21 protein-coding genes are annotated in these 24,265 nt (G+C 62.9%); 17 read left to right on the forward strand and 4 right to left on the reverse strand.

Annotated features, from left to right (window positions below; genetic code table 11):
• The first annotated feature begins 3 nt into the window (after positions 1–3).
• The 7 genes from SJI03_RS06340 (at position 4) to SJI03_RS06370 (ending at position 9,116) form a co-directional block, all read left to right on the forward strand.
• Entirely contained in the window at positions 4–2,361 is a 2,358-nt protein-coding gene (locus SJI03_RS06340) for a glycoside hydrolase family 127 protein (protein WP_322426589.1), read from the forward strand.
• Between the two features lie 166 nt (positions 2,362–2,527).
• Complete coding sequence (locus SJI03_RS06345) at positions 2,528–3,490, forward strand: ABC transporter substrate-binding protein (RefSeq protein WP_099377799.1); 963 nt, start codon at positions 2,528–2,530, stop codon at positions 3,488–3,490.
• A gap of 9 nt (positions 3,491–3,499) precedes the next feature.
• Complete coding sequence (locus tag SJI03_RS06350; RefSeq protein WP_322426590.1) at positions 3,500–5,053, forward strand: sugar ABC transporter ATP-binding protein; 1,554 nt, start codon at positions 3,500–3,502, stop codon at positions 5,051–5,053.
• Positions 5,050–6,132 (forward strand): ABC transporter permease, encoded by a 1,083-nt coding sequence (locus tag SJI03_RS06355; protein ID WP_099377801.1) that lies wholly within the window; start codon positions 5,050–5,052, stop codon positions 6,130–6,132. The genes SJI03_RS06350 and SJI03_RS06355 overlap by 4 nt, the downstream gene beginning before the upstream one ends.
• Positions 6,129–7,103 carry a galactofuranose ABC transporter, permease protein YjfF gene (gene yjfF, locus SJI03_RS06360; RefSeq protein ID WP_322426591.1) on the forward strand — a complete coding sequence of 325 codons (975 nt, stop codon included), beginning with the start codon at positions 6,129–6,131 and terminating at the stop codon, positions 7,101–7,103. Before SJI03_RS06355 ends, yjfF begins: the two co-directional genes overlap by 4 nt.
• 5 nt (positions 7,104–7,108) lie before the next feature.
• Positions 7,109–8,083, forward strand: a complete 975-nt coding sequence (locus SJI03_RS06365) for a glycoside hydrolase family 43 protein (protein ID WP_322426592.1) — start codon at positions 7,109–7,111, stop codon at positions 8,081–8,083.
• Positions 8,084–8,174: 91 nt separating this feature from the next.
• A complete protein-coding gene (locus SJI03_RS06370; RefSeq protein WP_099377804.1) occupies positions 8,175–9,116 on the forward strand; it encodes a LysR family transcriptional regulator in 942 nt (313 codons plus the stop codon).
• A gap of 147 nt (positions 9,117–9,263) precedes the next feature.
• On the opposite strand, the gene SJI03_RS06375 is transcribed toward SJI03_RS06370, so the two are convergent.
• From SJI03_RS06375 to SJI03_RS06390, 4 genes are all read right to left on the reverse strand, one after another.
• Entirely contained in the window at positions 9,264–10,529 is a 1,266-nt protein-coding gene (locus SJI03_RS06375) for a DUF6445 family protein (protein WP_322426593.1), read from the reverse strand.
• A gap of 46 nt (positions 10,530–10,575) precedes the next feature.
• A complete protein-coding gene (locus SJI03_RS06380; protein WP_322426594.1) occupies positions 10,576–11,307 on the reverse strand; it encodes a hypothetical protein in 732 nt (243 codons plus the stop codon).
• Between the two features lie 31 nt (positions 11,308–11,338).
• Positions 11,339–12,160 carry a hypothetical protein gene (locus SJI03_RS06385; RefSeq protein ID WP_099377807.1) on the reverse strand — a complete coding sequence of 274 codons (822 nt, stop codon included), beginning with the start codon at positions 12,158–12,160 and terminating at the stop codon, positions 11,339–11,341.
• A gap of 85 nt (positions 12,161–12,245) precedes the next feature.
• Positions 12,246–13,613: a caspase family protein gene (locus tag SJI03_RS06390; protein ID WP_099377808.1), complete on the reverse strand. Its 1,368-nt coding sequence runs from the start codon at positions 13,611–13,613 to the stop codon at positions 12,246–12,248.
• 176 nt (positions 13,614–13,789) lie between these two features.
• On the opposite strand from SJI03_RS06390, the gene SJI03_RS06395 reads away from it, so the two are divergent.
• The 10 genes from SJI03_RS06395 (at position 13,790) to SJI03_RS06440 (ending at position 24,241) form a co-directional block, all read left to right on the forward strand.
• Positions 13,790–14,554, forward strand: coding sequence for a hypothetical protein (locus SJI03_RS06395; protein WP_322426595.1), 765 nt, complete (start codon positions 13,790–13,792; stop codon positions 14,552–14,554).
• A complete protein-coding gene (locus SJI03_RS06400; RefSeq protein ID WP_322426596.1) occupies positions 14,551–15,579 on the forward strand; it encodes a hypothetical protein in 1,029 nt (342 codons plus the stop codon). Before SJI03_RS06395 ends, SJI03_RS06400 begins: the two co-directional genes overlap by 4 nt.
• Positions 15,580–15,607: 28 nt before the next feature.
• Positions 15,608–16,483 (forward strand): hypothetical protein, encoded by an 876-nt coding sequence (locus SJI03_RS06405; RefSeq protein WP_322426597.1) that lies wholly within the window; start codon positions 15,608–15,610, stop codon positions 16,481–16,483.
• Position 16,484: 1 nt separating this feature from the next.
• A complete protein-coding gene (locus SJI03_RS06410) occupies positions 16,485–18,089 on the forward strand; it encodes a hypothetical protein (protein ID WP_233516120.1) in 1,605 nt (534 codons plus the stop codon).
• A complete protein-coding gene (locus SJI03_RS06415; protein WP_322426598.1) occupies positions 18,064–18,975 on the forward strand; it encodes a glycerophosphodiester phosphodiesterase in 912 nt (303 codons plus the stop codon). Before SJI03_RS06410 ends, SJI03_RS06415 begins: the two co-directional genes overlap by 26 nt.
• Positions 18,976–18,999: 24 nt before the next feature.
• Positions 19,000–19,587 carry a hypothetical protein gene (locus SJI03_RS06420; protein ID WP_099377813.1) on the forward strand — a complete coding sequence of 196 codons (588 nt, stop codon included), beginning with the start codon at positions 19,000–19,002 and terminating at the stop codon, positions 19,585–19,587.
• Between the two features lie 126 nt (positions 19,588–19,713).
• Positions 19,714–20,742, forward strand: a complete 1,029-nt coding sequence (locus tag SJI03_RS06425) for a LacI family DNA-binding transcriptional regulator (protein WP_322426599.1) — start codon at positions 19,714–19,716, stop codon at positions 20,740–20,742.
• Positions 20,742–22,229 carry a sugar ABC transporter ATP-binding protein gene (locus tag SJI03_RS06430; protein WP_322426600.1) on the forward strand — a complete coding sequence of 496 codons (1,488 nt, stop codon included), beginning with the start codon at positions 20,742–20,744 and terminating at the stop codon, positions 22,227–22,229. The genes SJI03_RS06425 and SJI03_RS06430 overlap by 1 nt, the downstream gene beginning before the upstream one ends.
• Positions 22,210–23,217 carry an ABC transporter permease gene (locus SJI03_RS06435; RefSeq protein ID WP_322426601.1) on the forward strand — a complete coding sequence of 336 codons (1,008 nt, stop codon included), beginning with the start codon at positions 22,210–22,212 and terminating at the stop codon, positions 23,215–23,217. The genes SJI03_RS06430 and SJI03_RS06435 overlap by 20 nt, the downstream gene beginning before the upstream one ends.
• An 88-nt stretch (positions 23,218–23,305) precedes the next feature.
• A complete protein-coding gene (locus SJI03_RS06440) occupies positions 23,306–24,241 on the forward strand; it encodes a substrate-binding domain-containing protein (protein ID WP_225243231.1) in 936 nt (311 codons plus the stop codon).
• Positions 24,242–24,265 lie beyond the last annotated feature (24 nt).

Here is a 24,265-nt window from a genome sequence, read left to right on the forward strand (position 1 = left end):
ACCATGCACAAGACCGTGTTGATGCTGGCGCTGGCCGCCAGCGGCCTTGCCACGCCTGTCCTGCAGGCAGCCGAACTGTTTCCCCTCGCATCCGTGCGCTTGAACGCGGGGCCGTTTCTCGACGCACAGACGACGGACTTGCACTATCTGCTGGCGTTCGAGCCAGACAAATTGCTGGCGCCGTTTCGCCGCGAGGCGGGCTTGCCGCCAATCCAGTCCAGCTATGGCAACTGGGAGTCGACGGGTCTCGATGGGCATTTGGGCGGGCATTACCTGTCCGCGCTGGCGCTGATGGTGGCGTCCACGGGCGATGCGCAGGCTCGCGAACGCCTGAACTATGTGGTGGCGGAACTGAAGAAATGCCAGGACGCCAATGGCAATGGTTATCTGGGCGGCATTCCCGATGGCAATGCCGCCTGGCAAGCCATCGCCAAGGGAGAGTTGCAGGCGGATACTTTCTCCGTCAATGGTAAATGGGTGCCGTGGTACAACCTGCACAAGGTATTTGCGGGCTTGCGCGACGCGTATCAGTATGCCGGAAATGCCGAAGCCAGGAGCATGCTGATCGCCTTGTCGGACTGGGCCGTGAAACTGTCGGGGTCCTTGAGCGATGAGCAGATGCAAGCCATGCTGCGCGCCGAGCACGGCGGCATGAACGAAGTGCTGGCCGACGTCTACACGATGACGGGCGACCAGCGCTACCTGGACCTGGCCGTGCGTTTTTCGCACCAGGCGGTCTTGCAACCTTTGGTGGCCCGGCAAGACAAGCTGACGGGCTTGCATGCGAATACGCAAATCCCGAAGGTGATCGGTTTCGAGCGCATCGGCGCGCTGACGGGCCGGCGCGACTGGCAGCAGGCGGCGCAATTCTTTTGGCAAACTGTGCACGACAAGCGCACGGTGGCCATCGGCGGCAATAGCGTCAAGGAACATTTTCATGACGAGCACGATTTTTCTTCGATGGTGGAAGAGGTCGAAGGGCCGGAGACGTGCAACACCTACAATATGCTCAAGCTCACGCAGCAGCTGTTTCGCCGCGATGAGCAGGTCAAATACACGGATTACTACGAGCGCGCCCTGTACAACCATATCCTGTCGTCGCAGCGCCCGGGCACGGGTGGCTTCGTGTATTTCACGCCCATGCGCCCGAACCACTACCGCGTGTATTCGCAAGTGGACAAGGGCATGTGGTGCTGCGTGGGTTCCGGCATCGAAAGCCAGGCCAAATATGGCGAGTTCATCTACGCGCATGACGGCGACGCCCTGTACGTGAACCTGTTCATGGCGTCCACCCTGGACTGGGCACAGCAGGGCGTCAGGATCGTGCAATCGACCCAGTTTCCCGACCAGGACACGACGCGCATCAAGGTGCTGGGAAATAAAACCTTCAGCATGAAGATACGCTACCCGCAGTGGGTAGCCAAGGGCAAGTTGCGCGTCAAACTCAATGGCAAGTCCCTGCGGGTGAACGGCGCGCCGGGCGAGTATGTGACGATCACGCGCGCCTGGAAAGCGGGCGACACGGTCGACGTGGTGCTGCCGATGACGACGCGCCTGGAACAGATGCCGGACCAGTCGAATTACTACGCCGTGCTGCACGGCCCCATCGTGCTGGCCGCCAGGACGCAGCCGTTTGCGAATGAACAACTGAACTATTTTGCGGACGACTCGCGCATGGGCCATATCGCCCAGGGGCAAGTGTGTCCGCTGGAATCGTCGCCGCTGTTCGTCAGCGACACAAAAGAGTTCATGCACAAGATCAAACCCGTAAAAGGCCAGCCGCTGACATTCACGGCGCCCGGCTTGATCCAGGGCAAGGATGCGGCGACGATCAAACTGATCCCGTTCTTCCGCCTGCATGACTCGCGCTACATGCTGTACTGGCCCGTGTCCACGCCCGCCAGGCTGGCGCAGCTGCAGGAATCCACGCGCCAGGCGGAATCCGAGCGCCTGGCGCTCGACGCGCAAACCATCGACCAGGTGGCACCGGGACAACAGCAGCCCGAGTCCGACCATTTCTTCCAGGCCGAAGGCGGAGAAAACGGCGTCAACAAGGGCCGGCACTGGCGCCATGCGACGGGCTGGTTCAGCTATGAATTGAGCGACCCGCAAGCCGAGGCGAGGATATTGCGCCTGACCCTCTCTACCCTCGATGCGGGCAGGACCTTCGACGTGCTGGTGAACGGCACGAAGCTGCAGACGGTTGCCGTGACGGCCGATGCGCCGCAGGAATTGCATACGCTCGATATCGCCATTCCCAAGGCGCTGGTGGCGGCGGAGAACGGCAAGCTGGTCGTGAAATTTGTCGCCGGCAAGGATTCCGTGGCGGGCGGCCTGTACGGGCTGCGCTTGCTGCGCTGAGTCGCAGGAACGGGCAAGGACGCCATCCAGTGATACGCAAATCGGTATCGCAAGCGAAAAAGAATTGATTGGATGGCTATGTTGCTTTCTCCTACCATGGGTTCATAAAAAACCGCCCATCCGGCATCCGGCTGTGATGGTATTCCAAAAAAAACTGGAGACAAGAATGAAATTGACACGCCGCACACTCCTCGCCAGCGCCATGCTGCTCGCACTGTCCGCTACTTCTTCCGCTTTCGCCGCCAAGCCCCTCGTCATGGGCTTTTCGCAGGTAGGCGCCGAGAGCGAATGGCGCACCGCCAATACCGTCTCCATCAAGGATGCTGCCAAGAAAGACGGCGTCACCCTGAAATTTGCTGATGCGCAGCAAAAGCAGGAAAACCAGGTCAAGGCGCTGCGTTCGTTCATCGCGCAAAAAGTCGACGTGATCGCCTTCTCGCCCGTCGTTGAATCGGGCTGGGATACCGTCTTGCGCGAAGCCAAGGCTGCCAAGATTCCCGTCATCCTGACGGACCGCGCCGTCAACGTGGCCGATAAATCGCTGTACGTGACCTTCATCGGTTCCGACTTCGTGGAAGAGGGCCGCCGCGCCGGCCAATGGCTGCTCGAGCATGCCAAGAAAACCCCCGATGCCACCCTGAACATCGTCGAGCTGCAAGGCACGGTGGGCTCCGCACCTGCCATCGACCGCAAGGCCGGTTTCCTGGAAGTTATCGGCAAGAATCCGAAGATGAAGATCATCCGTTCGCAAACGGGCGACTTTACGCGCGCCAAGGGCAAGGAAGTGATGGAAGCGTTCCTGAAGGCCGAGGGCAAGAAGATCAACGTGCTGTATGCGCACAATGACGACATGGCCATCGGCGCCATCCAGGCCATCGAAGAAGCGGGCATGAAACCGGGCAAGGACATCATCATCATCTCGATCGATGGCGTGAAAGGCGCATTCGAGGCCATGATCGCCGGCAAGCTGAATGTCACCGTGGAATGCAGCCCGCTACTGGGCCCGCAACTGATGTCCATCGCCCGCGATGTGGTGGCCGGCAAACCCGTGCCGGCGCGCATCACGACGGTGGAAGGCGTGTTCCCTGCCGAGGTGGCAGCCAAGGAATTCCCGAACCGTAAGTACTAAGCTTGCCGCATGATGAAGACGCAAGTGAAACACAATGCCGCGCCAGCTCCCTTGCTGGAGTTGCGCGGCATCAGCAAGTCTTTTCCCGGCGTCAAAGCCCTCAGCGACGTAGCCCTACGCCTGTATCCGGGTGAAGTGCATACCCTGATGGGGCAAAATGGCGCCGGGAAATCGACCCTGATCAAGGTGCTGACGGGCGTCTACACGCCCGACAGCGGCCAGATTTTGCTCGATGGCAAGCCCATTGCGCCCGCGTCCACCTCGGATGCCCAGGGACTGGGCATTAGCACCGTGTACCAGGAAGTCAATCTGTGCCCGAACCTGTCGGTGGCGGAAAACATCTTTATCGGCCGCTACCCGCGCCGCTTTGGCGCCCGTTTTGGCCCGATTGACTGGCGTTCCATGCAGCAACAGGCGCGTGCCTTGCTGCAGCAATTGCAGATCGATATCGATGTCACGGCGCAACTGTCCAGCTTTCCGCTGGCCATCCAGCAAATGGTGGCCATTTCGCGCGCGCTGAACATTTCGGCCCGCGTGCTGATCCTTGACGAACCCACGTCCAGCCTGGACGAGGCGGAAGTCAATCTGCTGTTTTCCGTGCTGCGCCGCCTGCGCGAGCAGGGCATGGCGATTCTGTTTGTCACCCATTTCCTCGACCAGACCTACGCCATTTCCGACCGCATCACCGTCATGCGCAATGGCGAGCGCGAGGGAGAGTATGCGTGCAGCGAGCTGTCGCGCCTGGCGCTGGTCAATAAAATGATCGGCGTGGCGGCCGACACCGTGGTGCAAGAGCTTGATCTGGCGCAAGACGCGGGCGCCGCCAGCTTTGGTCCGACCGTGCTCGAAGCGCAGGGACTGGGCCGCAAGGGTGCCTTGCTGCCCATGGATTTCCACATCCGACAGGGTGAACTGCTGGGCCTGGCCGGCTTGCTCGGCTCGGGCCGCACGGAACTGGCGCGTTTGCTGTTCGGCGCCGACAAGGCTGACTCCGGTTCCATCACCATGCAAGGCAAGGCACGCCAGTTCAACGTGCCGCGCGATGCGATTGCCCGGGATATCGGCTTTTGCTCGGAAGACCGCAAGCACGAGGGCGCGATTTTGTCGCTGTCCGTGCGCGAAAACATCATATTGGCCTTGCAGGCCCGCACGGGCTTGCTGCGCGCCATTCCGTTCAAACGCCAGCAGGCGCTGGCCGATGAATATGTGAAAGCGCTCGGCATCAAGACGGCCAGCATCGAAACGCCGATCGGCAGCCTGTCGGGCGGGAATCAACAAAAGGCCTTGCTGGCGCGCTGGCTGGTGACCTCGCCGGCCATGCTGATTCTCGATGAACCGACGCGCGGCATCGACGTGCGCGCCAAGCAGGAAATCATGAGCTATGTGGGCAAACTCTGCCGCAAGGGCATGGCCATCCTGTTCATCTCGTCCGAATTGCCGGAAGTGCTGCGCTGCAGCGACCGTATTCTGGTCATGCGCGACCGCAAGGCCTGCGGCGACTATGCGCGCGGCGAGCTGGACGACAGCTCCGTGCTGCAAGTGATTGCCGGAGACGCCACATGAGTTTATCCACGCCCTCCAGCGCGCCACTGGCGCGTGCGGCTTCCCTTACGAATGCTTCCATGTTGCAGAGTGTCTTGCATCACCCCCTGAGCCGGCCCCTGGCCGCGCTGTTGCTGCTGTTGCTGGTCGATTTCTTTGCCATCCCCGGCTTTTTTCACCTGGAAATTCGCGACGGTCACTTGTACGGCAGCGTGATCGACATCGTCAACCGCGCGGCGCCCTTGATGCTGGCGGCGCTGGGCATGACCCTGGTGATCGCCACGCGCGGGATCGATATTTCCGTGGGTGCCGTCGTGGCCCTGTCCGGCACCGTGGCTGCCATGCTGATCGGCGGCACCATGGTGATGGAGAATGGCGTGCCGACCTACGTCAGCAACATCCCCATGGGCTGGGCCCTGGCGGCCGCCCTGGGCGCGGCCCTGCTGTGCGGCGCCTGGAATGGCGTGCTGGTGGCGGGTCTCGGCTTGCAGCCCATCGTCGCCACCCTGATCTTGATGGTGGCGGGGCGCGGCCTGGCGCAATTACTGACGGATGGCCAGATCGTCACCGTCTATTATCAGCCGTACTTTTTCATCGGCAGCGGCTACCTGTTCGGCTTGCCGTTCTCGCTGTTTCTCGTCGCTGCCGTGTTTCTCATCACGGCCGTGCTGATGCGGAAAACCGCCTTGGGCCTGTTCATCCAGGCCGTCGGCATCAATCCCGTCGCCGCGCGCCTGGCTGGCATCAAGACGGCCACCCTGATCTTTTTCGTCTACGTCTTTTGTGCCGCCTGCGCGGGCCTGTCCGGGTTGATGATCAGCTCGAACATCAAGAGCGCCGACGCGAACAATGCGGGCCTGATGCTGGAACTCGACGCCATCCTGGCAGTGACCCTGGGCGGCACGTCCCTGGCCGGTGGCAAGTTCAGCCTCGTGGGCAGCATGATCGGCGCCCTTATCATCCAGACCCTGACCTACACCATCTATTCGCTGGGCGTGCCGCCCGAGGTGAACATGGTCGTCAAGTCGGTCGTCGTCTTCCTCGTCTGCCTGTCGCAATCGTCGGAATTCAAGCAATTGCTGCATCGGAGAAAAGCATGAAGGGCTTGCTGCATACCCCGTATTTCACCTCGCTCGTCACGGTCCTGCTGCTGGTGGTGATGCTGGGCCTCGGTGGCGCCGCCTATCCGGGCCTGCTGTCGACGCAAGTGATCTTTAACCTGTTGATCGATAACGCCTTTTTGCTGGTGATCGCCGTCGGCATGACCTTCGTCATCGTCTCCGGCGGCATCGATCTGTCCGTCGGTTCCGTGCTGGCCCTGTCGACCATGATCGCAGCCTGGCTGCTCAACGTGGCGCACTGGCCGCCGCTGCTGGTGATCGTCACCGTGCTGGCGCTGGGCACCGTCTTTGGCGCCAGCATGGGCGCGCTGATCCATTATTTCAAATTGCAGCCGTTCATCGTTACCCTGGCCGGCATGTTTCTGGCGCGCGGACTGTGCTATCTGATCAGCATCAATTCCATCACCATCGATGACCCGCTGTTCGTGGCCATGTCGCAGACTCAGTTGAGCTTTCTGGGTGGCTTCGTCTCGCCGGGCGTGGTGATTGCCGTAGCGACCTTGCTGCTGGCCATCTGGCTGGCGCACGCCACGCCGTTCGGCCGCGCCGTGTATGCGATCGGCGGCAATGAACAGTCGGCCCGGATGATGGGCTTGCCTGTGGGCCGCACCAAGGTGTTCATTTACGCCTTCAGCGGATTTTGTGCGTCCCTGGGTGGCGTGCTGTTTTCGTTTTACATGCTGTCCGGCTATGGCTTGCATGCGCAAGGCACGGAACTGGACGCGATTGCCGCTGTCGTCATTGGCGGCACCCTGCTCAGCGGCGGCTACGGCTATGTGGCGGGCGCGCTGTCGGGCGTGCTCGTGCTGGGCACCATCCAGACCCTGATCGCCTTCGACGGCACGCTCAGCTCGTGGTGGACCAAGATCGTCATCGGCGGCCTGCTGTTCGTCTTTTGCGTCGTGCAAAGACTGATGGCCATGGGCCAGAAAAATACCAACGGGAGTTAACCTTTATGTTGAAGCAACACACACTTGCCGCAGCCATCGGCATGGCGGCGGCGCTCGCCTGTGCCACCTTTGGCGCGCAGGCGGCCAACCCCATCGTGAAAAACATCTACACGGGCGACCCGGCCGCGCTGGTCGACAATGGCAGGGTGTATCTGTACGTGGGCCACGATGAAGCGAGCGCCACGGATACGGATTACCGCATGCACGAGTGGCGCGTGTATTCTTCGTGCGACATGGCGAACTGGACGGACCACGGCTCGCCCGTGCGCTTTTCCACCTTCGCGTGGGCCGGCAAGGATGCCTGGGCCGGCGACATCGTCAAGCGCGGCAATAAATACTATTTTTATTCGACTGTCGACCATAAAACCATCGCCGGCAAGGCCATCGGCGTGGCCGTGTCCGACAGCCCCACGGGGCCGTTCGTCGATGCGCGCGGCAGCGCTCTGATCACGAACGACATGACGAAACAGACTGCGATTCCCTGGGACGACATCGACCCGGCCGTCTTCATCGATACGGATGGCCAGGCCTATATTTACTGGGGCAACACGGTCTTGAAATACGCCAAGCTGAAAGCCAATATGACGGAGCTGGACGGCCCGATTTTGACTTTCGGCATGGATGCGTTCACGGAAGCTGCCTACATGCACAAGCATGCGGGTACGTATTATTTGTCGTACTCGCGCAATTTCCCCGAGGAGACGGCGTATTCGACAGGGCCGACACCGACGGGGCCCTGGCATTTCCGCGGCACCATCATGGACAAGAATGCCGTCGTGAAAACTATCCACCAGGCCATCATCGAATTCAACGGCAAGTCCTACATCTTCTATCACAATGACAAGTTGCCCGGCGGTGGAGAATACCGGCGTTCCGTGGCCGTGGAAGAGCTGAAATACAAGCCGGATGGCACCATCGAATTCATCCATCAAACGGCTGGCCCGGCCGCCAACCCGAGCGCCGCCTGCAAGGCATCCTGAGCCATTTCAACAAGTACAAAAAGGAGACACACCGATATCAACAATATCGATATCCATCAGTATCCGATATCGATCATGATATGATTTATTCATGGATACCCTCAACCCCAACTGGTTCTTGCGAGCCCGCCTGAAGACGCGGCAATTGCTGCTGTTGATCGCCCTTGACGAGCAGCGCAACATCCACCGCGCGGCGGAAGAATTGCACATGACGCAGCCGGCCGCGTCCAAGCAAATCAAGGACCTGGAAGAGATGCTGGACGTGCGCCTGTTCGACAGGTTGCCACGCGGCATGGAGCCGACCATCTACGGCGAGACGATGATACGCCACGCGCGCATGGCCCTGACGAGCCTGTCGCTGGCGCATGACGACATCGTCGCGCTCAAATCAGGCCTGACGGGCCAGGTGGAAGTGGGGGTCATCATGACGCCAGCCATGGCCTTGCTGCCGCGCGCGATTGCCCGCATCAAGCAGCAGGCGCCCTTGATGCGCATCGGCGTGCACCTAGAGCACAGCAATACCTTGATGGACATGCTGCAGCACGGCACCCTGGACTTCATGATCGGGCGCATCCTGGAAAAGGAAAGCAGCGCGGGACTCATCTACGAGGAATTGACGGAAGAGCCGGCCAGCGCCGTGGCGCGCAATGGCCATCCGCTGCTGGCGCGCAAGAATCTGCAGTTGAAAGACTTGGCGGGCCAGCCGTGGATCTTGCCGCCGCAAGGCAGCATCCTGCGCCACCGCTTCGACATGATGTTCCGCCGCGCCAGCCTGGAACCGCCCGTCGACGTGGTCGACACGACAGCCTTGCTCCTGATCACGTCCCTGCTGCAGCAGACGGATTCCCTGCACGTGATGCCGACGGAAGTGGCCCATTACTATGAGTCGCTGAACGTGCTGAGCATTTTGCCCATCGAACTGCCGTGCAAGATGGATGCGTTCGGCATCATCCGCCAGCAGGATCATTTGCTGTCGCCGGGCGCGGACATGCTACTCAAGGCTGTACGGGCGACGGCTGCCGACATGTATTGACGGTCACCCAATAAAACGTCCATGGCGTTGTTGCCGTGCCTTGTCGTACATTCGTACTGCCTGCGGCACGGCGCCTAGCCCTGAACATTTTCCTGGGCGCCGTCATCAACTTCGGCGATTTGTACTGCGAACACCTGCGCCGTATGCTCACTCGGGCACTTCAAAGAAAAACAGCTGCACCAGTCTGCCATTCTCCGGCGTGTCGCCAAATACATTGCTGATCGAGTGAAAGTAATGTCCCTTGTACACGATCAGGCGGTTGTGGCGCATCGGCACTTCCAGCAGGGCTTGCCAACTGTCGCGCTGTTCCTGCAAGTCGTTGAATTTCTGCACTTTACTGTTCGGCAGCCAGCGTTTCTGGAAGTCCTTGAAGCTGGCGTAGCCGCCCGCTTTCACGTCTGCCTCGGGCAACCTCCGGTACCAGTCGCTGGGCTGGTGGCGCCAGAACGTGGTGCCGCCCTGGCATTGCTCGGGCGGGTTCAGATACAGCACGCCCGCATAGAAATTGAAATTGTTGCCCGTCTCATTGTCCACGTGGATATCCGTGCGCGCCATCGCGTCCGCATAGCTGAGGCGATACGAACCGTTGTCGGGCGAGATGAAACGGATGGGGCGGCCCAGCGCCGTGGCGATGCGCTCCATGATGGCTTGACTGGGCTGGCCTGCCGTCTGGCTGCCCGGATAGTTTTGTCCCGCATAGCGCTGCTGCTCGAACGGCAACGCCAGCGCCTGCGCGCGCCAGGCGATCGGGTCGGGCAGGAAATCGTCGAGGATGTGCAGGTCCGTTTCGCGCAGGAAATCGTGCAGCGATGGCGCGACGTTGATCGCTGTCAAAGTTTCTACCTGTTCTGCTTGCGGACTGGCGAAGCCGATGCGGCACGTTTGCGTCAGCGCCGGATGCAGCGCCAGGCCTTGCGCGTAGCGTTGCAAGGCCAGTTCCTGCTGTCCCGTGCGGTAGTACAGCTCGGCCAGTCCCTGCAGGGTTTGCCAGCGCTGCGGACGCAGGGCGTGGGCCCGTTCCAGTTCGGCGATGGTCTCCATCAGCCGCTGTTTTCCCAGCAGCAATTCGGCATGGCTGATGGCGAAATCGTGTTCGTGCGGCGCCAGCCGCGCCGCCGTGGCGTAGCTGGCCAGCGCCGCCTCGCTGTCCGTGCCGCGCAGCACATTGCCGAGGTTGTAGTGGAACAGGGCATTGTCGGGCTGCTGCTTGAGCGACAGTTTCAACAAGCCCAGGCCGATGGCGCCCTGGCCCAGTTCCAGCATCGCCAGGCCCTGGAAATGCTGTGCTTCGGCCAGGGCCGGGTTCAGTTTATACGCGGCCTGGTAGGCGTTGATCGCCTCGATCAGCTTGCCCTGCTGCTGCAGCCCTTGCCCGTTTGCCAGATGTTGTTCCGCCAGTGTCTGTTCGCCCATGTCACTATCCCGATGCAATGTGGCGAACAGTGTAACCGAGCCCGTTCTACCGTGCCTGGCTGACGGGAATTTCTTCCCCGTTCAGCTTGATCGCCACCTTGACGATCTGCGCCTTGACCTGGTTGCTGGCCATGTCCGCTTCCTGGGCATAGGCATACACGACGATGGCGAAGTCCTTGTAGCCGCTGCGCGCCGCCTCGATCTTGCGCGCCGCCTCCTGGTCCACTTTCAGCAGCGAATAACCGTCGCCATTCGTGAACGCCAGCTTGTAGTCGCCGTTGTCGTACATGTAGTAATACGTGCCCGCGTCGGCGAACTTGGCGGGGAAGGCGGCCTTGTCCATCGCGTACGGCGACAGCGCGCCCTGGCCATTGATCTGGTAGCGCAGGTAGCGCTTCGCCTTGGCCTCATTGACCTTGGCGTCGATCTGCGGTTTCAGGGCGTCGAGCACTTCCTGCTTGCGGAAGGCGTCGTTGCTGCCCGCATATTCGCGCGAGATGCGCTGCGCCACGGCCGCATAGTCGGGCGGCAGGCCGGACAGGGCGAGGTAGCTGTACATCAACTGGTGGCCGCTGGTGATGTCGACATAGCTGGACGTTGGCGTGGAAGCGTCCGCTTGCGGCAGGCTGGCGGCGGCCGCCTTCACTTGCGCCTTGGCGGCCATGTCGGCGACATTCGCGGCGACGGGGGCGGAGGCGGCTGGTGTGGCGTTATCCGTCTTGCCGCAGGCGGACAGCAGGACGGCGATGGCGAGCAGGGCTGGGAGGGTACGGTTCATGATATTTCCTTGAGTGAATGTGTGAGGTGGCTTAGCCGATGGTTTTACGTTTGTATTCGCCGACGCCGTAAGCGGCCAGGACGATGGCAGACGCCAGCACCAGGTAAAAACCGATGCCAAACGAGAGGCCTTGCCACACTTGCCCCAGCATTTCGCTGGCCATCTGCTCGGCCATGCGGGCCGCGCGGGTGCCCATGATGCCGCCCATGGCGTTACCCGCATCGCTGACGGCGCCCTTGATCTTGATGAACAGCAAGCTGCTGTGGATGACGATGAACAGCAGGGGCGCGCACTTGCCCAGCGCCGCTTTCGGGTGCTTGCTAACCATCGTGGCGCAGCAGGCGCCGATGGCCAGCAGGAAGAAAAATTGTGCCGACGTAAAACCGCCGCCGCCATCGCGGGCAAAGCTTTCCAGGCTGTCGGCGGACAGGCCCAGCAACTGCCAATAGGTACGCGAGACGGAGGCGAACAAACGGATGCCGATGGTGTTGAAGACAAAGGCGCCGGCGAGCAGGACGCCCAGGCTGGCCAGCACCTTGATGCCCAAGGCGGACACGGCCTGGCCCCACAGTTGCTGGCCCTTGTCGCGCGCCAGTTTCGCCGCGCCGGCCATTTCTTCCTGCGCCAGTTGCTGCGTTGCCACGGCGCTGACGGTGGCGAGGCTGCCTGCGTCATCGAAGCGCACGTCGACGACGGCGTTGATGGCGGGCGCCACGTCCGAGCGCCAGTGCGTGGTGACGTCGAACGCATGTTGAATGCCGGCCACGCTGACGGAACCCTGTCCGCTCGGCTGGTAGGCGAGGATGCGGCCACGTTGGCCGGTGGTTGTTGTTGCTGGGCTGGATGCTTGCATGGGATTTCCCTGGTCACTGTCATGCTGTATTGCATGTACCCACGGATAACGGGGGCAGTTCAGAGAAATCCAAAATTATTTTGAATTATTTTTTTGGCGGCTGCATCATGTCCTTGGCGGCGCCCTGGTAATCCTTCATCAAGCCCATGAAAGCATCCTGCAAATGCCGGGCCGCATCCTGTGGCGGCGCGCCCGTGCGCCGGGCCAGGTCGAATTTATACGCGTGCGCGGCCGTGTAGCCCGCCTGCGAGGCGGCATCCAGCAGCACGCCCGCGCGTTTCAAAGAGGCCGGGTCACCCTTGACCATCAGCAATTCGGCCAGATAGGTCTGGGCGATGGGAAAATCTTTCGCGGCCGCCTTTTCCAGCCACTGCATGCCTGCCTTCGGCTGTTTGATGCCCGCATCGCCGCCGCCGATGCCATAGCCGAGGGCCGTCAGCGCCACCAGGTCTCCGCCGCGCGCGCGCTTTTCCAGTTGCTGGCGGGGAAACGGGCGGGCCGCGATCTGCATGCGGATTTCATAGTTGATGTCTTGCAGCACATTGCCTGGCCACACCTTGGCGCCGGATGCTGCCGGCTTCTCCACCGCCGGGGCAGGCGCGCGCATGCCGCCCTGGCCTTGCGCGCCGGCCAGCACGCCCGGCGCCGGCTGGCTGACGCCCTTGCCGCTGCCCATGTTCAGTACCAGGCGCGCCGACGTTTCGCCGAACGACACGCGGGGTTTTTGCACGTCGTGCGTCATGGCGGCCACCCGCGCCGCCACTTGCGAAAACACGTCGCTCATCGGCAAGCCCGGCGCGTCCAGCGCGTCGAGCAGGGCGCTCGTGTAGGGACTGTTGCGCGAATCGGACGACCAGAAATCGCGCGCCAGGGCGCCCGGTCCCGCCGAATAGGCGATCACCACGCCGCGTGGCGCTTGCGTGTCGGCAAAGCCGTGGCTGGCCGCATTGCCGCCAGGGACCACCACGGCGCCGCCGCGCGTATATTCCTGGCGGCAAGCGTCAAGGATCAGCACGGCGCCGCGCGCGCCCGTGCGCTGCAAATCGCCCGCCAGGCTGGAAACGGACACGCCCTGCGCGGCGATGGCGGCAGCGCTCAGGGCATTCATGTTGGCGCCCAGCGGCAACACATAGTTGGCTTCGCCCGCCTGCGCGCCGTGGCCCGCGTAAAACACGAGGGCGATATCGGCGCCGCGCGCCTGCGTGGAAAACTCGGCCGACGCCTTTTGCAGCTGTTGCGCATTGATGTCCGTGCGCAACAGCACTTCAAAGCCCAGGCGGCGCAGGCGTTCGGCCATGGCGCGTGCATCGTTCACGGGATTCAATAGCGGTTGCGGATAGGCCGCGTTGCCGATCACCAGGGCGATGCGCTTGCCAGGGCCGCTGGCGGCTTGCGTGGCGTTGCTGCTCAGCAAGAACAAGATGGTCAATAACAGGGGAAATATGCGGCGCATCGGTGTCCGGTGGAATTGTCGTGAAAGTAACAAAAGTTAGCGATTTTCACTCTGATATGAGAAAATTGCCTAAATGCATTTTACCTTACTGACAAGTTTCTCTTGTCTGGCCAGCGCACGGTGTGCGTCGCCGCTGGCCAGTGGCGCGTGCCGCCCAACACACGATCGGACCGGCTGTGCAATCGGAACAATTTGAACGGATTCATGCTTTCTGGACCCGCCGCCAACAGCTGACACAAGGCGAACTGGGCGAGTTTTACCAGCGCGTCGTCGCCGCGCTGACCCCATGCCGCCCGCGTGAGGCGGCGTCGCTGGGCGATTCCTTGGCCGACTTGCGCCACCAGTTCTTCATCGAAAAAGTCTTGCACGGCGATAGCGACGCGGCGCCCCACCACATCGGCGCTTTGTTCCTGTACTTCAAGCGCTTCATCATCGACCAGTTGCGCAAGCAGCGCGATGACGAAGATGCCGATGCGCAAGAAGGCTGCGCACTGCGCGCGCCCGACGCCTATGCGGAACCGCTGCGCGACTATCAGCTCACGCCGCAGCAGGTGCGCGAAGCGGCGGAGGTTTTCATCACCACCTTGCCCCGTGACTTGATCTTGCTGCTGCGCCATTGCGGCTGCGGCGGCATGCCCGTCAAGGAACTGGCCGAGCAGATTGCTTCCGCGCATTACCACGGCGGCAAGCTGGGCCTCGTGCACAGGCAGAAGGGCGATCCTGCCAGCGCGGGCCGGCAGATCGTCGAGCCGGCCCACCGCGCCACCTTGCTGGGCAGCTGGGTCTTGACCCTGCTCAAGCTGCGCGTGGGCGACACTCTGGCCGAGCGCGACCTGCAGGCGGCGCAAATAGTTTTGGATATTTTGTGCGTGGCCGCGTTATCCCTGCACCTGGACCCCGTGTCCACCCACCCGAACACTGATGAAAGGCCACCGGCATGACTGCATTGACGCCCACACTGGCCATCGTTGCCGCGCGCCTGCCGTCGCCCCCGTCTGCCATCGACATGCTGGATGAGGATGTGGCCGGCGCTACCCCGGACTGGCGTGGCATTGCCGTGCCGGAACACCTGATGGAACGTTTTGCGCGCCGCAGCGACGCCGCGCCGCTGGCCGGGCGGCCCATCGCAGGCGGACAGATTCACCTGCTGGCACGCTGCCCCGGCTTTGGCGCCGTGCTGCTCGACGCCTGGGACAGCACGCGGCAGCGCTGGCGCGGCTGGCTCGTCACGCCGGATACAGCGTATGCGGACGCCTGCGGCCTGGTGGTCGAGCAGCGCGACGCGCCCGCCGACCCCCGTGCCGGCCTGGTGCTGTGCGACATGCCCGTGACCCTGGCCGTGACGGACCTGGGCGCCTGCCTGGGTGTGTTCAGCCAGGAGCGCCTGCAGGCGGCGCGCTGGCTGGAAACGCATGGCCGCGCGAACGGAGCGGGGGTAGCCGCGGAGCCGGGCGTGATCGCCCGCGTGGCCATGCCCGGCGACGATTACGCCTTGACGGGCACACCGCTGTCGAGCGAGCTGGGCAAGGATGGCCGCGTGGCCTACCGGCAATTGCTGCGCCAGGGCTTGCAGCAATTGCAGATCGCCCCGGCCGATGCAGTGGCGCCGATATCGAAGCCTGTGCAGGCAGGCAATGCGAACCGCTGGCTGAAAATCGTCACGGCCGTGGCCGCCAGCGTGATGGTGGTGCAATCGGCGTGGCTGTTCCTGCCGAAAGAGGGCGCCGTTGTTGGCAACGCGGAGTTCCGCAACGGCGGCAGCGGCGTCGAGACGGGCGTGCGCACGCGCGTGCTGTTCCGTGCAGAGGCAACGGAGGCGGAAATCCGCACCTGGCTGCAGCGCGAGCAGCTGGAAATCGTCGCCGGACCGGACACCTTGGGCGCTTTCACCGTGCTGTCGCGCAACCGCCAGAAAGTCTTGCCGCCGCCAGGCCCGGGCAATCCGCTGGCCGTGATCAATCCTTGAATTTTGAAATAAGAGAAAGTTATCCAGCATGACAACGTATAAGAATTTTGCATCCGCGCACTGGCGCAAGCTGGCCATGGGCCTGGCCGCCGGCGTCCTGTTGACGGGCTGCGCCATGACGCCGAACGGCCGTGGCGGCGTGTTGATGGGCCTCGATACGGCCGAGTTGTTCGGCACGCCGATTTCCACCTTCCGCTTGCGCGATGGCACGGAAGGCACCTTGCGCAAGGATCCGAAGGGCAAGTATTCGATCAAGCTGTCGCAGGCGTTTCGCGTCGTGCCGTTGGACAAGGCCGTCACGGCCCGCGTGGCGCGCGTGGAAAACGTGGGCGAGCGCACCGTGGTGATCGTCGAAACCCAGGAGCGCGGCTGCGCCTACCGCTATGAAGTGCTGGCTTTCCAGGGTACGGACGTGCTGCAGTGGACGGTCGGCAATTGCAAGGACCGCCCCCGCGTGGAACTGGCGGCGGATGCAAAATCGCTGAATATCGACTTCCCCAACTACAACCGCCTGGCGCGCATGATCTACACGGACAGCCGTTTGCTCAACGCCAGCGTGCCCGTGCCGCCCGGCGTCGATACGCGCGCGCAGCCGTTTGCCGACGACGCCTTGCGCGCCACCGGCCCCGTCATCGCCAACATGCCCGGCAGTGACAGCGGACGCGTGATTCCCGCCGCTCCGGCCGCCGCACCGGCACCGGCCGCGAAACCGGCCACCCGCGCGACCAGCCGGAACCGCCGCCAGGTGGCGCAGGAAGCGCCGGCGCCAGCCCGCACCGTGCAAGGCGCCCCGGCAACGGCGGCTCAGGCCGCACGTGCCGCCGACAGCGCCTCGCGCGTGCCGGCCGCCATGAGTTTCCAGACGGAAGAAATCAAGCCCGTCGTCATTGACTTGAGGAAATAAGATGGCCGCGAGTTTGCGCAGTCTGCAAATCCGGCAGACCTTGATCCTGATCGTCTTGACGATTATCTACCTGTGCTTCGAGCTGGGCTTCAATGCCCGCCTGCTCGACGTGGTGGGTGGCAACGTCAAGCCGGAAGACGTGGAAGGGGTGGAATTCTACGGCCGCAGCCTGTCGGGCATCGCCGCCGCGCTGGTGGTGCTGCAACTGATGTGGCGCCGCCGCCTGAAGAACAATGGCAGCGGCCCGGGCTGGACAAAGATCATCGTTTGCTGCGTGGTGACGGCCGGCGTCGTCTTCGGCGTGCTGAAAACCACGGTGAATGTGCTGGTCAATACGCGCGACGCGGAATTTCGCCGCATGGCCTTCAACACCACCTTGCTGCAGCGTTCGCTGGTAGGCGGCAGCTTGCAGCTGCAGGGCCTGGTCGACGATCCCACCCTGTTCGCCAAGCCGGAAGGCAAGTCCTTCCTGGCCCTGTTCCCCTTCCTGGCCGTCTCGGTCGGCCATCTTGACGAGCGCATGGGACCGGCCAAGGAGCAGCTGGTGCGGGCCAACGTGCGCCAGGTGGCAGGCGGCCCGTCCGGCTACTATGACAAATATCAAGAGGCCATGCGCGAGCTGGCCGGCAAGTGGGAATTGTATGCGGGCATCATCCCCGATAGCGATGCCGGCTTGCGCGCCAAGCAACAATCCTCGTGGCAGGAATACGTGAGCAGCCTGTCGCGGCGCGGCTGGCAGCCGCATTCGGTGCCGATGCGGCGCCAGGCGGCGGTCGTCAATAATGTGCGTAAGAAAGTGCCCGTGCCCGCCAACTGGCGTACCGACGACGAGCAGGGCTTCCGCGCCGCCGTCAAGCGCCGTTACACGGCCGAGGCGGCCAGCAAGGGCGTCTCCGTGCGCGGCGAGCGCATCCCGCCGGGCTTGCCGTTTGCCGCCTTTGTCGCGCGCCCCGGCGTGCAGGCGGAATTGCGCGAAGCGTTGAAGTTGCCGGCCAGCGCCACGGTGCAGGCCGCGTATGCGAGTCCGGCCGAGTTCGGGCGCCTGTTCGAGCAGTTCCTCGATCGCCAGACGGCGGAAAAACTGGTGGAATACCGCGCCAGCCGCACGGATTTTGAAGCGGGTGGCAGGTTCTTCCACGAGGGCAAGGAAGCGGCGCGCGCCGCCATCGTACCGCCCGTGGCCCTGTTCTTCTCGCTGCTGGGCGCCATCGGCCACTTTTCCAAATTGCTGTACCTGATCGCTACCGTCGTATTATTGCTACTGGCCATGCGCCGTGGCGAGCAGGCGGGTGCCGATGGGCAGCTGAGCCGGCGTTCCGCCTGGATCGCCACGGGCGTGCTGGCGACGGCCTTTGCAGGCACCTGGGGCATGCTGTCCATCCTCGACAACAACGTCACGCGTAGCGAGCTGTTCCGGCAAATGCTGGACTGGACGCGCCAGGGTGAGCCCGACAGCACGCGCTGGAATCTCGCCGGCAAGGCCATCCTGGCCAATATCACGCACGTCGTGGCGGTGGGGCAGGGCTACAGCTACCCCGTCAACGAAGCGATCCGCATCCACGTTTTGCAGGGAATTCACTATGGCTATCACGCGCAACAAAAATAAGGCGTCCACGCTGGCCTTGCTGCTTTCCATGTTCAGCACGTTTGTACAGGCCGACTGCCTGGGCATGAAGGTGCACGCCCACCGTGGCGCCGGCAATGCGCCGGAAAACTCGCTGAGCGCGCTGCGCAACACGTATTTCGGCACCTGGGACGGCGTCGAGACGGACTTGCAGCTGCTCGGCGACGGCAGCTGGGTGGTGCACCACGATCTGTTGACTGGCAGAGTCGTCGACACGGGCTCGCCCCGCACCGTGAAACAGTTGACGGCCGACGACTGGCGCGCCGCCAGCATGAAGAACCGTGGCGTGGCCACGCCGGAAACGCCGCCGTTCGTCAGCGATGTTGCCGACCTGGCGACGGCTTTCCCGGCGAAAACCCTGAATGCGGAAATCAAGGACGTCGTGGCGTCGTGCGCGCCGATCAACACCCTGGTGGGGCAGTTGCGCGCGAATATCAAGCACGGCAACTGGTTCTTGACGTCAGGCGTGCCGAACAACCTGGCGTGCGCGCGCCGCGCCGACCCGCAGGGTTACCTGGGCCTGCTCGTGTTTGACGCGCGCAATGCGCAGGCGGCCGGCGCCAACCGGGTCAGCCGCTACATCGCGAAAAATGCCCGTCCGCCCAAGCTGGACAAGCCGTGGCTGCAGCGCGTGCAGCAACAGATCGGCATGCCCACGGGCGTGCACGTGGATGCGCGCAGCCTGGACGCCAATCCGAATTTGCTGGCCGATGCAGCCAGCCTGAACATGCCCGTCTTCGTGTACGCCGTCGATGGCGACTCGGCCCTGGCCGCGTCCTTGCTGCGCGCGCAGCAGCGCAGCCACCGCTGGCCCAGCGGCGTCATTCTTGATGGCAATCCCGAGACGTTTTGTGCGATGATGAAGTAAGCACTTTCACTGCGAGACCATGCCATGACCATGCCAAACACCGACCCCGCCGCCGCGCTTGCCCGTAGCGCCATTGGCGCCATGTTCTTTTCCGTGTTTGGCGGCCTGTGGGTGGCCGCCTGGTGCGTGCAGACGTATGGCGCGCAATCCGCGGCGCTGCTGCCGATTGCCGGCATCACCGTCTTGCTGTTCATGCTGGCGTGGCGCCAGTTTCGCCGCCACCGCGCCGCGCATGCGGCGGCGGAACAATCGCCGCAGGCCAGGCGCGTGGGCAGGCTGTTTAATATCGTGAACGCCGGGCAATGGATCGCCATCTTCATCGTCGGTAACGTCCTGAAAAACATGGGACTGCAGGCGTGGTTCATTCCCGCCGTCATCTTGATCGTGGGCTTGCATTTCTTTCCACTGGCCTGGCTGTTCAAGGCGCGCCGCCACCTGGCCATCGGCATGGCCCTGTGCGTATGGGCCATCGGCTATCCGCTCACCGTGCGCCACGGCCCCATCCATCCCATCGGCTGCCTCGGTGCCGGCCTGATCCTGTGGGTGGCGGCCCTGTCCGCCGTGCGCGCCGGTTTTGCCGTGCAGCAGAGCGCCTTGCAGCCCCAGAAATAGCTTTTCCGAAGGCCTGCGCAGGGCCGCTTTTTGCACAGTTTTTGCGCATCGCAGCATCGATAATGTTTGCATCGCGCGCGCGACTGGCATATAAATGTAATCGATTACATTTATATGAAAAGCGCCATGCCAGCAGCCGTCCCATCCCCTTTGCCGACAGAAACCGTCTCCATCAGCGCCGTTGCCGCGCATGCGGGCGTGTCGGTGGCCACCGTCTCGCGCGTGATGAACGAGCAGGCGGGAGTGCGGGCGCCCACGCGCGACAAGGTGCTGGCGTCCGTGGCCGCGCTCGGCTACCGCATGAACCACCTGGCGCGCAGCCTGCGCACGGCCGAGAGCCGCATGCTGCTGACCATGGTGCCCGACGTGGGCAACCCGTTTTATGCGCAAATCGTGCGCGGCATCGATACGGTGGCGCGCGAACACGGTTACTTCGTGCTGCTGTGCGATACGGGCGCCGACGCGGGCCGCGAGCGCTCGTATTTCGACTTGCTGCGCATGCACCGCGCCGACGGCGCCATCTGCCTCGACCCGGACACGGTGCAGCACGCCCTGTCACATGAATCCGTCAGCCTGCCGTGGGTGGCCTGCTGCGAATTCGACCCTGCCGTCGCCGTGCCGTATGTCGGCATCGACAATCACCGGGCTGCCTCCGACGCCGTCGCGCATCTGCTGGCGCGTGGCCATACGCGCATCGGCCTGATCAACTCCGATGAACGCTATCTGTACGCACGGCAACGCCAGCAAGGCTACCTGGACACCCTGGCTGCCGCCGGCCTGCCCGTGCAGCCGCAGTGGGTGCACACGGTGCAAAGCCTCGATTACGAAGCGGGCACGGCCGCCACCTTGCGGATGATGGCGGAAGCGGATGCCGCCCCAACGGCCATCTTTGCCGTCTCCGACACCCTGGCCATTGGCGTCTTGAGCGCGCTGCGCCAGCTGAAAAAACGCGTGCCCGAGGACGTGGCCGTCATCGGCTTCGACGATATCGCCATCGCCGCGCAGATCGACCCCGGTCTCACCACGATTGCGCAACCGATGCGCGAACTGGGCGAGACGGCGGCCCGCTTGTTGCTGCAGCGTTTGGCGGACCCGGCGGCGCAAGTGCCGGGCGTGTTGTTGCAACACCAATTAATTTTGCGAGGGAGTGCATAGTGAGCGTTGCCGTCGGTTTCGAGGGGGTCTGCAAGGATTTCGGCCCCGTGCGCGTCTTGCATGGCGTCAGTTTTACCTTGTCGCCGGGGCGCGTGTATGGCTTGCTGGGTGAAAATGGCGCCGGCAAGTCGACCCTGATGAAAATCCTTGCCGGCTACGAGGCTGTGAGCGAAGGGCAGTTGCTGGTCGATGGCCAACCCCGGCGCTTTGCCAGTTCGCGCGCGGCGGAGTCGGCCGGTATCGTGCTGATCCACCAGGAATTCAACCTGGCCGAGCACCTGACGGTGGCGCAAAACATGTTTTTGGGCCACGAAAAGACGCGCGGCTGGCTGCTCGACGAGGCCGCCATGCGCGAGGAAGCGTCGCGCTACCTGAAACAGGTGGGCCTGGACGTGTCGCCCGATACGACAATCCGCGACCTCATAGTTGCTGAAAAGCAGCTTGTGGAAATCGCCAAGGCCCTGTCGCGCCGCGCCCGCTTCCTGATCATGGACGAGCCGACGGCCACCCTGACGTCGTCGGAAACCCAGCGATTGTTTGCCGTCATGGCACAGCTGAAAGCGGATGGCGTGACGATTTTATATATCTCGCACAAGCTCGACGAGGTCGAGCGCAACACGGACGAGGTCATCGTCATGCGCGACGGGCGTTTCGTCACGCGCGAGCCGACGGCCAGCTTGACGCGCCAGCAGATGGCGAACCTGATGGTGGGGCGCGAATTGTCCGACATGTTCCCGGCCAAAGTGCCGCTGGCGAAAGACGCTCCTGTGTTGCTGAAAGTGGAGGGTTTGTCTGTGCCCGGCTGGGCCAAGGATCTGTCCTTCGAGGTGCGTGCCGGCGAAGTGCTGGGCTTTGCGGGCCTGGTGGGCGCGGGGCGCACGGAATCGTTCGAGGCCTTGCTGGGCTTGCGTCCGCGCAGCGCGGGTGTGATCGAGATCAATGGCCAGCCCGTGGACATCCGCACGCCGCGTGAAGCCATGCAGCACGGCATGACCTATCTGAGCGAAGACCGCAAGGGCAAGGGCTTGCACGTGAACCTGGGTTTACGGGAAAACCTCACCATGATGACGATGGAGCGCTATGCGCGGCCGTGGCTGGACTTGAAAGCGGAAAAGGGGGCGCTGGCCAAGGCCGTCGAGGATTTCAATATCCGCACGGGCGACCTGGACAGCCGCGCGCGCATGCTGTCTGGCGGCAACCAGCAAAAGCTGGCGCTGGCGAAATACCTGCATTCGGACCCGCGTGTCGTCGTGCTTGATGAACCGAGCCGTGGCGTGGACGTGGGCGCCAAGCGCGACATTTATTTCCTGATCCACCGCCTGGCCGCCGAAGGGCGCGCCGTGATCGTGATTTCATCCGAACTGATCGAATTGATAGGCCTGTGCCACCGCGTGGCCGTGATGCGCGCCGGCACCTTGCAAGCCACCCTGTCTGCTGACCACCTGACTGAAGAGGAGTTGATTGCCCATGCAACCGGCACGCACTGACACCACCGTATCCCCTATTGCTCGATTCGGCGCGCGCATCAAGGGCTTTGGCCCCGTGCTGGGACTGTTATCTCTGTGCATCGCGGGCACCTTGCTCAACGGCGACTTCGCCACCCTCGACAACCTGATGAACGTGCTCACGCGCACGGCGTTTATCGGCATCATCGCCGTCGGCATGACCTTTGTCATTATTTCTGGCGGCATCGATTTATCGGTCGGCTCGATGGCGGCCCTGATCGCCGGCTGCATGATTTATTTCATGAATGCGCTGGCGCAAGGCGCGGGCGGCAACCTGGCGCCGATCACCATGCTGGTGCTGGGCATCGCCATGGCGCTGGTATTGGGTGCCGGATTCGGCCTGATGCACGGCTTGCTCATCAGCAAGGGCAATATCGAGCCGTTCATTGTTACCTTGGGCACCTTGGGCATCTTCCGCGCCGTCTTGACCTACCTGGCCGACGGCGGCGCCCTGACGCTGGACGCCGCCCTGTCCGAGCTGTACAGCCCCGTGTACTACACGAGCGTGCTGGGCGCGCCGATACCCATCTGGATTTTCCTGTTTGTCGCCGCGGCCGGCGCCATCATTTTGAACCGCACGACCTTTGGCCGCCACGTGCAGGCGATTGGTTCCAACGAGCAAGTGGCGCGCTATGCGGCCATCAATGTCGACAAGGTGAAAATTGCCACCTACATGCTGCTGGGCGTCTGCGTGGGCATCGCCACGGTGCTGTACGTGCCGCGCCTGGGTTCGGCCACGCCGACGACGGGTTTGCTGTGGGAACTCGAAGCCATCGCCGCCGTCGTCGTCGGCGGCACGGCCCTGAAGGGCGGAGAGGGGCGCATCGTCGGCACCGTGATCGGCGCCATCCTCTTGTCCGTGATCAGCAATATCCTGAATTTGACCAGCATCATCAGTGTCTACCTGAATGCCGCAGTGCAAGGCGTGGTGATCATTGCCGTCGCCTTCCTGCAGCGAGGCCGCAAATAAAAACACAGCGGCGTTCTGAAAGGGCAGCCAACGGGCGCCCACAACCTTGGAGGAGAGCAGCATGAAGAGCTTTATACGGGTAGCAGGGATGGCAGTGCTGGTGATGCAGGCGTGGGCGCTGCCGAGTGCACAAGCCGCAGAAAAGCTGGTGGTGGGCGTGGCCATACCCACGGCCACGCACAGTTTTACTTCCGGCATCGTCTGGTGGGCGAACCAGGCCAAGGCGGAACTTGAAAAAGCCCATCCTGGCCTGAAGATCATCGTCAAGACGGCCGCCACGGCGCCCGAGCAGGCCAATCAGTTGCAGGACATGTTGACGGTGAACAAGATCAACACCCTGGTGATCTTCCCCATCGAATCGGCCTCGCTGACGCAGCCCGTCGCGCAAGTGAAAAACAAGGGTGTCTACGTGACCGTGGTCGACCGTGGCTTGACGAACACGCAATCGCAGGATGCGTACATCGCGGGCGACAACACGGCCTTCGGCAAGCTGCCGGCCGAATACCTGGCGAAAAGCCTGAATGGCAAGGGCAATATCGTCGTGCTGCGCGGCATGCCGACCACCCTCGACAACGAACGCTACGATGCATTTAGCGCCGTGATGAAGGGCCATCCCGAGATCAAGGTGCTCGACGCCAAATATGGCAATTGGAACCGCGACGATGCCTTCAAGGTCATGCAGGATTACCTGACCCGCTTCAAGCACATCGACGCCGTCTGGGCCGCCGATGACGACATGGCCATCGGCGTGCAAAAGGCCATCGCGCAAGCCAAGCGCACGGACATCAAGCAAGTGTTCGGCGGCGCGGGCGCCAAGGGCGCCGTGAAAAAGATCATGGACGGTTCCGACCCGCTGATCGTGGCCGACGTGTCCTACTCGCCAAAGTTCATGTACGACGCCATCAAGCTGACGACGGAAGCGCGCCTGAAAGGTGATAAATTGCCGGCCAACACGATCATCCCTTCGGTGCTGATCACGCGCGAGAACGCCAAGCAGTTTTACTTTCCGAACTCGCCTTTTTAAATTGAACCTCCCCCAGGGCCAGAT

It is taken from the genome of Janthinobacterium sp. GMG1, from assembly GCF_034427795.1.
Classification (GTDB): domain Bacteria; phylum Pseudomonadota; class Gammaproteobacteria; order Burkholderiales; family Burkholderiaceae_D; genus Janthinobacterium.

What these genes read in the sequence shown, in the direction of transcription:
- SJI03_RS06370 (WP_099377804.1), top strand. Translation starts at nt 8,175, where the DNA reads ATGGATACCCTCAACCCCAACTGGTTCTTGCGAGCCCGCCTGAAGACG.
- SJI03_RS06435 (WP_322426601.1), top strand. Translation starts at nt 22,210, where the DNA reads ATGCAACCGGCACGCACTGACACCACCGTATCCCCTATTGCTCGATTC.
- SJI03_RS06375 (WP_322426593.1), bottom strand. Translation starts at nt 10,529, where the DNA reads ATGGGCGAACAGACACTGGCGGAACAACATCTGGCAAACGGGCAAGGG.
- SJI03_RS06415 (WP_322426598.1), top strand. Translation starts at nt 18,064, where the DNA reads ATGGCTATCACGCGCAACAAAAATAAGGCGTCCACGCTGGCCTTGCTG.
- SJI03_RS06390 (WP_099377808.1), bottom strand. Translation starts at nt 13,613, where the DNA reads ATGCGCCGCATATTTCCCCTGTTATTGACCATCTTGTTCTTGCTGAGC.
- SJI03_RS06400 (WP_322426596.1), top strand. Translation starts at nt 14,551, where the DNA reads ATGACTGCATTGACGCCCACACTGGCCATCGTTGCCGCGCGCCTGCCG.
- SJI03_RS06425 (WP_322426599.1), top strand. Translation starts at nt 19,714, where the DNA reads ATGCCAGCAGCCGTCCCATCCCCTTTGCCGACAGAAACCGTCTCCATC.
- SJI03_RS06350 (WP_322426590.1), top strand. Translation starts at nt 3,500, where the DNA reads ATGATGAAGACGCAAGTGAAACACAATGCCGCGCCAGCTCCCTTGCTG.
- SJI03_RS06355 (WP_099377801.1), top strand. Translation starts at nt 5,050, where the DNA reads ATGAGTTTATCCACGCCCTCCAGCGCGCCACTGGCGCGTGCGGCTTCC.
- SJI03_RS06365 (WP_322426592.1), top strand. Translation starts at nt 7,109, where the DNA reads ATGTTGAAGCAACACACACTTGCCGCAGCCATCGGCATGGCGGCGGCG.
- SJI03_RS06340 (WP_322426589.1), top strand. Translation starts at nt 4, where the DNA reads ATGCACAAGACCGTGTTGATGCTGGCGCTGGCCGCCAGCGGCCTTGCC.
- SJI03_RS06385 (WP_099377807.1), bottom strand. Translation starts at nt 12,160, where the DNA reads ATGCAAGCATCCAGCCCAGCAACAACAACCACCGGCCAACGTGGCCGC.
- SJI03_RS06420 (WP_099377813.1), top strand. Translation starts at nt 19,000, where the DNA reads ATGACCATGCCAAACACCGACCCCGCCGCCGCGCTTGCCCGTAGCGCC.
- SJI03_RS06345 (WP_099377799.1), top strand. Translation starts at nt 2,528, where the DNA reads ATGAAATTGACACGCCGCACACTCCTCGCCAGCGCCATGCTGCTCGCA.
- SJI03_RS06380 (WP_322426594.1), bottom strand. Translation starts at nt 11,307, where the DNA reads ATGAACCGTACCCTCCCAGCCCTGCTCGCCATCGCCGTCCTGCTGTCC.
- SJI03_RS06405 (WP_322426597.1), top strand. Translation starts at nt 15,608, where the DNA reads ATGACAACGTATAAGAATTTTGCATCCGCGCACTGGCGCAAGCTGGCC.
- SJI03_RS06410 (WP_233516120.1), top strand. Translation starts at nt 16,485, where the DNA reads ATGGCCGCGAGTTTGCGCAGTCTGCAAATCCGGCAGACCTTGATCCTG.
- SJI03_RS06440 (WP_225243231.1), top strand. Translation starts at nt 23,306, where the DNA reads ATGGCAGTGCTGGTGATGCAGGCGTGGGCGCTGCCGAGTGCACAAGCC.
- yjfF (WP_322426591.1), top strand. Translation starts at nt 6,129, where the DNA reads ATGAAGGGCTTGCTGCATACCCCGTATTTCACCTCGCTCGTCACGGTC.